Annotated in this window: 5 protein-coding genes; 2 read left to right on the forward strand and 3 right to left on the reverse strand. The window is 73.1% G+C overall.

What is annotated here, in order from left to right:
* Positions 1-21: 21 nt before the first annotated feature.
* From H9657_RS04975 to H9657_RS04985, 3 genes are all read right to left on the reverse strand, one after another.
* Positions 22-1,158, reverse strand: coding sequence for a Gfo/Idh/MocA family protein (locus H9657_RS04975; protein WP_191780968.1), 1,137 nt, complete (start codon positions 1,156-1,158; stop codon positions 22-24).
* Positions 1,143-1,829: a ThuA domain-containing protein gene (locus H9657_RS04980; protein WP_191780970.1), complete on the reverse strand. Its 687-nt coding sequence runs from the start codon at positions 1,827-1,829 to the stop codon at positions 1,143-1,145. Before H9657_RS04980 ends, H9657_RS04975 begins: the two co-directional genes overlap by 16 nt.
* An 83-nt stretch (positions 1,830-1,912) precedes the next feature.
* Positions 1,913-2,926: a LacI family DNA-binding transcriptional regulator gene (locus tag H9657_RS04985; RefSeq protein ID WP_191780972.1), complete on the reverse strand. Its 1,014-nt coding sequence runs from the start codon at positions 2,924-2,926 to the stop codon at positions 1,913-1,915.
* 95 nt (positions 2,927-3,021) lie between these two features.
* On the opposite strand from H9657_RS04985, the gene H9657_RS04990 reads away from it, so the two are divergent.
* A complete protein-coding gene (locus H9657_RS04990; protein WP_191780974.1) occupies positions 3,022-5,295 on the forward strand; it encodes a beta-L-arabinofuranosidase domain-containing protein in 2,274 nt (757 codons plus the stop codon).
* 147 nt (positions 5,296-5,442) lie between these two features.
* A complete protein-coding gene (locus H9657_RS04995; protein WP_191780976.1) occupies positions 5,443-6,534 on the forward strand; it encodes a right-handed parallel beta-helix repeat-containing protein in 1,092 nt (363 codons plus the stop codon).
* Positions 6,535-7,716: the final 1,182 nt, after the last annotated feature.

A 7,716-nucleotide genomic window follows, 5' to 3' on the forward strand; every position in this document is an offset into this window, starting at 1 on the left:
CGACGCCCAGGCGGGGGGCGCTCACGACGCGATCCGCGTCGGCGGGGTGGTGCGGGCCATGTCGGGCCTCCCGGGGGCGTCGAGGTCGGTCAGCGGTACGGGCGGCGGGACGTCGCACGTGCTGGCGACCTCCAGCCTGGTGCCCGCGTCGGCGGCGCGCAGCACCGTCTCCATGGTGTCGAGCACGTGCAGCGCGACGTCCGCGGACGCGCGCGTGGTGCGCCGGTCCGCGCTGCGGGCGGCGTCGACGAGCCCGACCCCCCGCCCGGCGTCCCGGTAGCCCGCCGACGGCGGCAGCGTGCGCCACTCGTCGCCGCGCGCGTGCACGCGCACCTCGCCGTCGAACCGGTTGGGGTCGGGGACCAGCAGCGAGCCCTCCTCGCCGTGCACCTCGATGGGCCGCGCGAGCGACGCGGGGGCGTCGAAGCTCATGAGGAGCGTCGTGACGGCGCCCGACGCGTGCTCGACGAGGGCCGTCACGTGCGTCGCGACGCCGACGGGGACCTGCTCGCCGGCCCGCGGGCCCTGGCCGATCGTGCGGTGGGTGCGCGGCCGCGTCGCGAGGCCCTGCACGGCCGTGACCGGCCCGAGCAGGTGCACGAGGGTCGTCAGGTAGTACGGGCCCATGTCGAGCAGCGGCCCGCCGCCCGGCGCGTAGTAGAAGTCGGGCTGCGGGTGCCACGCCTCGTGGCCGCCGCACGCCATGGTCGCGGTCGCGGCCACCGGTCGTCCGATCGCGCCCGACGCGACGGCCGCGCGCGCGGTCTGCACACCCGTGCCGAGCACCGTGTCCGGTGCACCGCCGACCGCGACGCCGGCGGCCCGGGCGGCCTCGACCACCCGGTGGGCCTCCTCGACCGTGGCGCACAGCGGCTTCTCGTTGTAGACCGAGCGGCCGTGCGCGATCGCCGCCAGGGCGACCTCCTCGTGCGCGGCGGGCGTCGTCAGGTCGAGGACCCACTCGACGTCGTCGTGCGCGAGCAGCGCCGGCAGGTCGAGCGCGCGGACGCCGTGGCGCGCGGCCGTGGCGTCGGCGCGCGTGCGGTCCAGGTCCGCGACGGCGACGACCTCGAGCTCCGACGTGCTCGCGGCGGTCGTCAGGTAGGCCTCGGAGATGACGCCGCAGCCGACGATCCCGACCCTCAGCGGCTCGCCCACACCATGCTCCTCTCGATCATCGTGCGGACGCTGGGGTGCTCGAGGACGTCGAGGCTGTGGCCGGGCGTGACGACGCAGATGCGTCCCTCGCCCCACTGGCGCGTCCAGACGGCCGGGCAGGTGATCGTGCGGTGCCAGGGATGCCACGGCGGTGCGGGGTGCGTCGTGGTGGCCAGGACGTCGTTGAGGTCGTCCGTGAGCACCCAGTACTGCTCGGTCGTGAGCTCGAACGACGCGATGCCGGCGGTGACCGGGTGGTCGGCGGCCGCAGGCAGCATGTCGACCGTGTACGGCAGGTAGTTGTCGGACTGGTCGCCGTGGCACTCGTCGGGGTGCTTGGACGGGTGCGTGGCGAACTGTCCGCCGATGAGCTGCAGGTAGTCGGAGCTGTTGCGGAACGAGTCGGCGATGCCGCCGTGCCAGCCGACCAGGCCCGTGCCGGCCGCGACGGCCCTGCGCAGCCCGGCGACGGCCGCGCCGGACGCCTCGCCCATCGTGTAGCACTGCACGATCAGGTCGACGTCCGACATCGCGTCGTCGGCGTAGACCTCGGGGGTGTCGACGATGCGGACCGTGTGGCCCGTCGCCTCGAGGTGGGGGAGGAACATGTCCGTCGCGGCGACGGGTGCGTGCCCGTCCCAGCCGCCCCGGACCACCAGAGCCTGCTTCACGTGGAGCCTTCCGTGGGGATCTCGCACCGGTGAGAGATCGATCTCTCGGACGCTACCCGGGGAGCGCCGGGAAGGCCAGGGGCTCAGACGGACTCGCGTGCAGTGAGCGTCGTGGGCAGCACCACGTGCTGCGGCTCGACGCGCGGGTCGGCCAGGACCTCCAGCACGAGCTCGGCCGCGCGCGCCCCCAGCTCGCGCAGCGGCTGGCGCACCGACGTGAGCGGCGGGTCGCACGTCTCGGCGACCACGGTGTCGTCGAACCCGACGACCGACACGTCGTCCGGGACGCGGCGGCCGCCGGCCTCCAGCACCCGCAGCGCGCCGAGGGCCATGAGGTCCGACCCTGCGAACAGGCCGTCGACCGCGGGGTCCCGGCGCAGCACGGACGCCGCGGCCGACGCACCCGACGACATCGAGAACGACCCGTGCACCACGGGCCCCGGCGCCACGTCCCACGCCGCCAGCTCGTCGCGGAAGCCGCGCGTGCGCGCGTCGGCAGGTGCGTAGCCCGCGGGGCCCGCGACCGAGGCGATCCGGCGGCGGCCCGCCTCGAGCAGCGCGCGGGCCGCGAGGCGTCCACCGCCGTAGTGGTCGCTGTCCACCGAGGTCAGCGCCTCGTCCATGGTGGCGCGGGGCCGTCCGACGAACACGACCGGCAGGGGCAGGTCGCCGAGCTCGGCGAACAGCGGCTCCGACTCGCGCTGCAGCACGACGACCGCGGCGTCCACGTGGCCCGACGTCAGGTAGCGCAGCAGCGGCGCGCGGTCGCGCCCGTCGTCGAGCAGGAGCACCGGCTGCACGGACCGGGCGAACAGCACCGCGGTGGCGCCGCGCAGGGGCGCGCCGACGAACGGCCCGCCCTGGCCCTCGAGCTCGCTGCTCGGCGCGACGAGCGCGACCGACCCCGTCGCGCCGCTGCGCAGGGCGCGCGCCGCGGTGTTGGTGCGGTAGTCGAGGTCGGCGGCCGCGGCGCGCACGCGCCGGACGAGGTCGCCGTCCACGCTCGGGAGCCCGGCCAGCGCGCGCGACGCGGTCGCACGCGACACGCCGGCGGCGCGCGCGACGTCGAGCAGCGTGGGACGTGCGGACCGGGCCATGGGGGCATGCTGCCACGCGCGAGCCCTCCGGGACGGATCGGAGATCGATCTCTGCGGGACGTGACGAACGCGCCGCCGGATGCGAGGCTGACCGTGTGAGCACCGTCGCCACCCCCTCGTCGTCCGTCGCCGTCCCGTTCGGCCTGTCGGCCGTGCGGCTCACCGACGGTCCTTTCGCGGCGGCGCAGCGCACCGCCCTGGAGTACCTGCTCGGGCTGCGACGCGAGCGCCTCCTGGCGCCGTTCCGCCGCGAGGCCGGTCTGCCGCCCGTGGCCGAGCCCTACGGCAGCTGGGAGTCGATCGGGCTGGACGGGCACATCGGCGGCCACGCGCTGTCGGCTGCGGCGCTGCAGTGGGCCGCGACGGGCGACGAGCGTGCGGCCGTGCTGGCGCGCGCGCTCGTCGACGGGCTCGTGGAGTGCCAGGACGCGCTCGGTACGGGCTACGTCGGCGGCGTCCCGGGCGGCGTCGCGCTGTGGGAGTCGGTCGCGTCCGGCGGCGCCGAGGCGGGCTCGTTCGACCTCGGCGGTGCGTGGGTGCCCTGGTACAACGTCCACAAGACGTACGCGGGCCTCCTCGACGCGGCCCGCCACGCGCCGGCCGACGTCGCGTCGCGCGCGCGGGCCGCCGTCGTGCGCCTGGGGGACTGGGGCGTCGCGCTGTCCGACCGGCTCGACGACGAGGCCTTCGCCCGCATGCTGCGCACCGAGTTCGGCGGCATGTGCGAGGCGTACGGCGACCTCGCCGAGCTCACCGGCGACGCGCGGTACGCGAGGCTCGCGCGCCGGTTCGCCGACGCCTCGCTGCTCGCCCCGCTGCGTGCGGGGCGCGACGCGCTCGACGGTCTGCACGCCAACACGCAGATCGCCAAGGTCGTCGGCTGGCCGGGGATCGGCGAGACGCCGGCGGCGGCCGCGTTCGTCGCGACCGTGCTGGACCGTCGCACCCTGGTCTTCGGCGGCAACTCGGTCGCGGAGCACTTCACGCCCGACCCGCAGGCGCACGTCCTGCACCGTGAGGGCCCCGAGTCGTGCAACACCGCCAACATGCTCGAGGTCGAGCGGCGCCTCTACGCCGCCACGGGCGACGCGGGCCTGCTCGACGCCGCCGAGCGTCAGCTCGTCAACCACGTGCTGTCCGCGCAGCACCCCGACGGCGGCTTCGTCTACTTCACGCCCGCGCGGCCCGGCCACTACCGCGTCTACTCGACGCGCGACGAGGGCATGTGGTGCTGCGTGGGCACCGCGCTGGAGACCTACGCCCGGCTGGGCGAGCTCGCGTACGCGCACGACGACGCCGACCTGCTCGTCAACCTGCCCGTGCCGTCGCGGCTGCACTGGCCCGAGCGCGGCGTGCGGGTGCGGCTCGCGTCGACGTACCCCGTCCCGGCGCCCGTGACCGACGTGGCGCTGACGGTCGAGGTCGACGAACCGACGGCGTTCGGCCTGCACGTGCGGCGCCCCGCCTGGGCGCGCGGGCAGGTCGTGCTCACGGTCGACGGCGTCGAGGTGGCGCCCACGGACGAGCGCGAGGGCTACCTGACCGTGCGGCGCACGTGGCGGGGCGGCGAGACGGTCGCCTGGCGGCTCGTCGCCGGCCCGTCGGCGGAGCGCCTGCCCGGGGACGACGGCTGGGTCGCGCTCCTGTGGGGCCCGGTCGCGCTCGTGGCCCGCGGCGACGCCGACGACCTCGACGGGCTGCGGGCCGACGACGCGCGCATGGGGCACGTCGCGCACGGCCCGTTGCGGCCGCTGACCGACGCGCCCCTGCTCGTCGGGTCGGACGACGACCTCGCCGCTGCGCTGCGCCCGCGCGGTGACGGGACGTTCCGCCTCGACCGCCCCGCCGCCGACCCGCTGGTCCTCGAGCCGCTGCACGGTCTGCACGACGCCCGGTACACGCTCTACTTCCCGGTCGTCGCCGACGTGTCCGACGTCGCGCGCCGCCGCGCGGTGCTCGCCGCCGCCGACGACGCGCAGCTCGGTCTCGCGGCCCGCACCCTCGACGCCGTGGCGTGCGGGCAGCAGCAGCCCGAGACGGACCACGGCTACGCGGGCTCCGCGACGTGGACGGGCGCGGGGGACGGACGGCACTGGCGGGCCACGCGTGACCGCTTCTCCTACCGGCTCGCCGACCCGGAGGGTCGTGGCGCGGTCCTGCGGGTCACCTACCTCGCGGAGCCGGGGCGCGCGCGCGTGCTGCGCGACGGCGCCGAGGTGGGCGTCCTGGAGGTCGGTGACGCCGATGGCGGGCTGCGGTCGGTCGACCTGCCGGTGGCCGCCGGGTCCCACGAGGTCGCCCTCGTCGCCGTCGACGGGACCACGCCCCCGGTCGTGGCGGTCCACCTGCTCGCGCCACCGCTCGCCTGAGACCGTCCGCGGCCGGAGCGGACGAAAATCCCTGCATCTTCGGGCAAACAGGGCAGCGGAGCACCGCTGACGCTGGGCAGGCTTGCGCCGACGACGCCCGCCCGAGGCGTCCGGACGGCGCCCCGAGCGCCGGCAGGGGGAAGAGACATGCGCAGGTCCGCGGTCCTCAGCGTCATCGCACTCGTCGGCGGGAGCGTGCTGGTCGCCGCTCCGGCCCACGCCGCTCCGGCACCGGTGCCCGGCTGCGGCGCCGTCCTGACCGCCGACGCGCGGCTCACCGCGGACCTCACGTGCCCCGAGGGCGACGGGCTGGTCCTGGCCGAGGGCGTGACGCTCGACCTGCGTGGCCACACGCTGAGCGGGTCGTCGGGGGCCGTCGCGGTCGTCCTGCCCTCGCTGGGCGACGTCACGATCCGCAACGGCACCATCGCCGGCTGGGGCGAGGGCATGCGGACCTTCGACACCTGGGACGAGGTGGGCGGCACCGTGACCGTCAGCAGAGTGACGTTCAGCGGCAACGGCGAGGGCGTCAACACGTCGGGCAAGCTCGGCAGCACCGGCAAGGTGCACGAGATCAGCCGGTCGACCTTCACCGGCAACGGCACGGGCGTCGGCGGGATCTACGGCGGGGCGCACGTCGTGCGGTCGACGTTCACCGACAACGGCACGGCGCTCGGCTTCATCACGGGTGGCTTCCTGCTCGAGGATTCGCGGCTCGAGGGCAACGGCACGGGCGTCAGCTGCGACGAGTCGGGGTGCCGGATCCTGCGCTCGCGCATCGTCGACAACGGCGTCGGGGTCGACGCGCGCCAGTTCGGCGCCGACATCGCGGACAGCGTCCTGCAGGGCAACGACACGGCGTTCTCGTCGTTCCTCGTCTGGGGCCTGAGCAACCTCGAGCGCAACACGTTCAAGGACAACGGCACCGCCGTGACGCTGTCGATCAGCAACGCGACGCTGACGGGCAACGTCTTCCGCGGCAACACCCTGGCCTTCACCTCGGACGGCGGTGCGCCGGACTTCGCCTCGACGCTCGTCGGCAACCGGTTCGTGCGCAACGTCGACGCGGTCGTCGTCGAGCAGCCGGGCACGTCGCTGCAGGACAACGTCGCCGACCACAACCAGGGCTGGGGCATCTACGCGCCCGGGGCGACGGACCTCGGCGGCAACCAGGCCCGCGGCAACGGCAACGAGCCGCAGTGCGTCGGCGTCGTCTGCGGGTCGCGCCCGCAGTCCTGATTCGCCACCAAAGCGTGCTCGGCCCCAGACTCTGCAAAGGAGCGTGTTGCCATATGCAAAAGCGCGACGAAATCCCGGATGCCATGAAACGAGCAGTGCGGCAGCGGTGTTGGTTTGGATGTGTTCTCTGCGGGATGCCCATCTATCACTACGACCATATGGTCGAGTACTCTTCGAGGCTCGCACACGAGGAGAGCAATATCACACTTCTCTGCCCCGCGCACCACGACGCAAAGTCGAGAGACCGATTGCCGCTGGCGAAGGTGGCTCAAGCCAACGCGAAACCCCATAACCAGGGCGCCATGCTGACAGGCGTCTATCCACTAACCACCTTCTACGGAGAAGAGTTCGCATTCTACCTAGGGTCGAACCATGTAAAAACACGTGTGCATCAAGGGTACTCAGAGGGTGCTGCGCTTTCTGTCGACGGGGGACCAGTCTTGGCCGCCCGCCTGCGAGACAACGAGATCGTCGTGCGTGCCGCGATACGAGATCGGGATAATCGGCCGGTCTTGCTCATTCGTGATAACGAATTGCGTCACGCGGCGGACGGGTGGGACGTTACATTTGAAGCCAACCGTTTGAAAATGTGGTCGGGCTCGAGGGGCATCGGGATGGAGATTGTGTTCGAGGAAGGTGCTCTGCGGGTAACCCGGGGAGAGATCTTCGCGAACGGACTGCTCTTTTCGATCCGAAAAGGCGAACTAATTGGCCCGGGCGCTTCGTTTAGCGACTGTAGCTTTAACTCGTGCGGGGTGAGCGCAGGGGTGTCGGAGCGCCCGGCATCGGCCCTGCTTCGGCTAGGCGACGGCCCACGTTTTGCATACGAACCCGTACCATCGTCCTTTTTGCGATAAGGCGATTGTGAACCGTGGAAAGGTGGCGAGCCTGGGAGTATTTATCGCGGCGGCTTGACGCAGGAGATTTGGGTGAATTTCGTCGAAAATGCAGACTTACGCTCGCTCCATGGAATGTGATCTGTGAACGGGTCATTCCTTATCGGTGTGCGGGCAGTGAGGTCGGGCTCACGACCGTCCTCGCCGCACCTCAAGTGCCCAGACCCATCGCACCGGAGGCAGCACTTTCAGCACAACCGCCAGGATCGGGGCACGTCGCTGCAGGACAACGTCGCCGACCACAACCAGGGCTGGGGCATCTACGCGCCCGGGGCGACGGACCTCG

The sequence above is a fragment of the Cellulomonas avistercoris genome (genome assembly GCF_014836445.1).
Lineage (GTDB): Bacteria > Actinomycetota > Actinomycetes > Actinomycetales > Cellulomonadaceae > Cellulomonas > Cellulomonas avistercoris.